The 3,202-nt window shown below is 45.1% G+C and carries 2 protein-coding genes; both read left to right on the top strand.

Features of this window, described 5'->3' with window-relative positions; translation table 11 throughout:
- The first annotated feature begins 166 nt into the window (after window positions 1–166).
- Entirely contained in the window at window positions 167–643 is a 477-nt protein-coding gene (locus P5683_RS23640; RefSeq protein WP_006621734.1) for a DUF4079 domain-containing protein, read from the top strand.
- A 62-nt stretch (window positions 644–705) separates the two neighbouring features.
- The gene (locus P5683_RS23645; protein WP_187758754.1) at window positions 706–3,153 is read left to right on the top strand and encodes a ComEC/Rec2 family competence protein; all 2,448 of its coding nucleotides are present in this window, start codon (window positions 706–708) and stop codon (window positions 3,151–3,153) included.
- Window positions 3,154–3,202: the final 49 nt, after the last annotated feature.

Raw genomic sequence — 3,202 nt, forward strand, 5'->3', positions numbered from 1 at the left:
ATTATACCGTATTGCCCTAAAATATTAACCTAATTTGAGATTAAATCATGCTCTTATTAGTGAATAGTAGGGGCGGGTTTTCAGTTAATCAAAGATTGATAACGGCTCAACAAACATTTATAATATCGGGATTGATAGCGCATAGAGAAGAGAACCAGAGCCAGTTATGGACATCAGAGGCTTATTAGAACCGATCGCCAATTTTTTTGCTAGTTTAGGAGTTCCCGAACCTATTGTTCATTGGGGACACCCCCTGATGATGGGAATTGTAATTTTTGTGATGGGTAGTTTTGTCGGTTATACTGGCTGGCAGGGACGTTTAGCCACAGACCAAGAGGCGGCGATCGCTTCTCGGTCTAGTCACCGAAAACTTGCCCCTTTTATGACCCTATTTATGGCTTTGGGGTTTAGCGGCGGGCTACTATCCTTAATTATGCAGGGACAACCAATTTTTGAAAGTCCCCATTTTTGGACCAGTACCGCAGTTTTAGGCCTATTAGGAATTAACGGCGCTATTTCCCTCAGCAAATTTGGCGGCAACCAAGACCAATGGCGCAAGGCTCATGCTTATATTGGCAGTGTCGCCCTATTAATGATGGTCATTCACACCGTACTCGGTCTAAAATTGGGACTATCCATTTAGCAAACAATCAGGGTTGGTTCCTAATCCCAACCCTAACCGGTCCTCCATCACTTCCCGGATAGATGAACCAAACCGCTGCGATCGCCCTAGGATTAGCCTATATTGTCGGATTACTAATGGCGAGCTTTAGCTGGGGAGGATATTCTCTCCTCGCCCTAGGAGTCGGAATGGCAATTATGACAACCATTTGGCAATATAAACTCCGTGGCCGTCTGATTAAGCCAAATTCTCCGACTACTACAAACCGCCGTCAAAGGCAACGTAGACAAAGGACATCTGATCCAGATAGGTTGACAGTCCCCCGACCTCCTATCCCTAGAAGCCTTTGGCTAGTAGCTGGATTAATAGGTTTCCTCGCTACCCTATATTTTCAACTACAAACTCCACAACCAGGGCCTCATGACATTAGCAGATTAATTGTCAGCGGTGGTAATGCCGAAAACCTGGTAATCACCGTCTGGGGAAGGGTGATTAGTTCTCCACGGGTCACTCGTTCAGGAAATGTCCAGTTTTGGCTACAGGCTAACCTTGTTAACCAGATTACCAGTAATGATCAGAACAGCCCGGTTCAGGTTAACAAAACAGTTACAGGTAAACTTTATGTTACCGTACCCATTCTACAAGCCACAGGATTACAAGGCAACGAAACTGTTTCTGTGACCGGAACTTTATATGCACCAAAATCCCCTTTAAATCCTGGTAGCTTTGATTTTAAAGCCTATCTCGCCAGACAAGGGGGGTTTGCGGGAATGTATGGTCGCCACCTCTCTATTAACACTACCCCTAGGTGGGGACTGTCTAGGGTGCGACAGCGAATTGTCAGGGCTAAGGTTCAGGGTTTGGATGTTACCAAAGGCACACTATTATCAGCCATGGTTTTGGGGCGGCGGGCTGTGGATATCTCCCCAGAAATTAGCGATCGCTTTGTGCGAGTTGGTTTAGCTCATACTTTAGCCGCTTCTGGGTTTCATGTCTCTTTACTTCTGGGCGTAGTCCTAGCTTTGACAGCCCGCTGGTCTCCTAAGTTGAGATTGGTTTTTGGTGCAACTATCCTATTGTTATATGTCGGATTAACTGGGGGTTCGGCTTCCGTACTGCGGGCGGCTTTAATGGGGTTAGCTGCGTTGGTGGGTGTCGTCATGAAACGACAGGTGCGACCCTTGGCTGTGTTATTAGCTGTAGCCGTTTTCTTATTGTTATGGAATCCTCTATTGATTCAAGACTTAGGATTTCAATTCAGCTTTTTGGCAACTCTGGGGCTATTGGTGACTGTACCACCTTTGATGCGATCGCTACAATGGCTTCCCCCAGTAATTGCTAGTTGTATAGCAGTTCCTATCGCCGCCACCGTTTGGATTCTTCCCCTGCAAATTTATGTGTTTAATTTGGTATCACCATTCAGTATTTTTGTCAATATTTTGGTGGTGCCTTTTATTACAGTCATTACCCTGGGAGGAATGCTAACTGCATCGGTCGCGATCATCTCGCCCTGGGCGGCTGCCGCTCTAGCCACCGCTTTATATTACCCCCTAGAAGGGTTAATTTATATAGTCGAATTTTTTAATGATTTACCTGGCAATTCCATCGCTGTAGGCAGTTTATATATGGCACAATTAATCGGTTTATATACCATTAATATATTGCTCTGTTTATTGCCGATACTCCTACCGGAAAAAGTTGGTAAAACTGACCAGAAGAAGAAAACCAGAAACCATAGCCGATTTTATGCCGTTATCGCTGGTATATTAATGGCGATCGCCATCATCACTTTACCCATGGCTTATGCTCAATTTACCCAATTTCGAGTCACCGTTTTAGCTACCGCCGAAAAACCTATTCTGGTCGTGGAAGATCGCGATCGCGTTTTGTTAGTAAATGCCGGGGATGAACGCACCGTTAAATTTACCGTTTTGCCCTTTTTACTAAGGCAGGGAATTAATCAGATTGATTGGGCTATTCTCACTCACCCTCAGCTAGGCTTGACTATCGGTTTCCCACATATTTTAGACACTTTACCAATTCATAAATTCTATGATACTCCCGCTTCTAAGAATGCTTACCAAGTGAGCGCCCAGGCTATTCAAAATAAAATTGTTAGCGCCCAAGGACAATATCTAACTCTGCCAGTTCAGCAAAATTTGGATTTAGGAGAAACTCAGGTTACACTGATTAATGCTGAGGTTCCCCTGGTGGAATTTATGATCAGCGATCGCCGCTGGCTACTCATGGGAAATATCCCCAAACAACAACAATCACAGTTGTTACAACAGTATGATTTATCCCCCGTTGATGTCCTCTGGTGGTTGGGTAACGATTTGAATGCTCAACTACTAGAGACCCTCAAACCCCAAGTGGCGATCGCCACCACTGATACCCTCAGTCCGGAAACATCTCAAATGCTCGAAAATCTTAACATTCAACTATTTTGGACTGGGCGAGATGGCGCACTACATTGGACACCACAGCAGGGCTTTTCCCCTAGCATTACCGCCGACCAAACCGTTGACTGATACATTTACGCGACATTTATCCGGCTATTGCCTGACAATGCGACGATAC

Source organism: Limnospira sp. PMC 1279.21, assembly GCF_032349615.1.
Classification (GTDB): domain Bacteria; phylum Cyanobacteriota; class Cyanobacteriia; order Cyanobacteriales; family Microcoleaceae; genus Limnospira; species Limnospira fusiformis.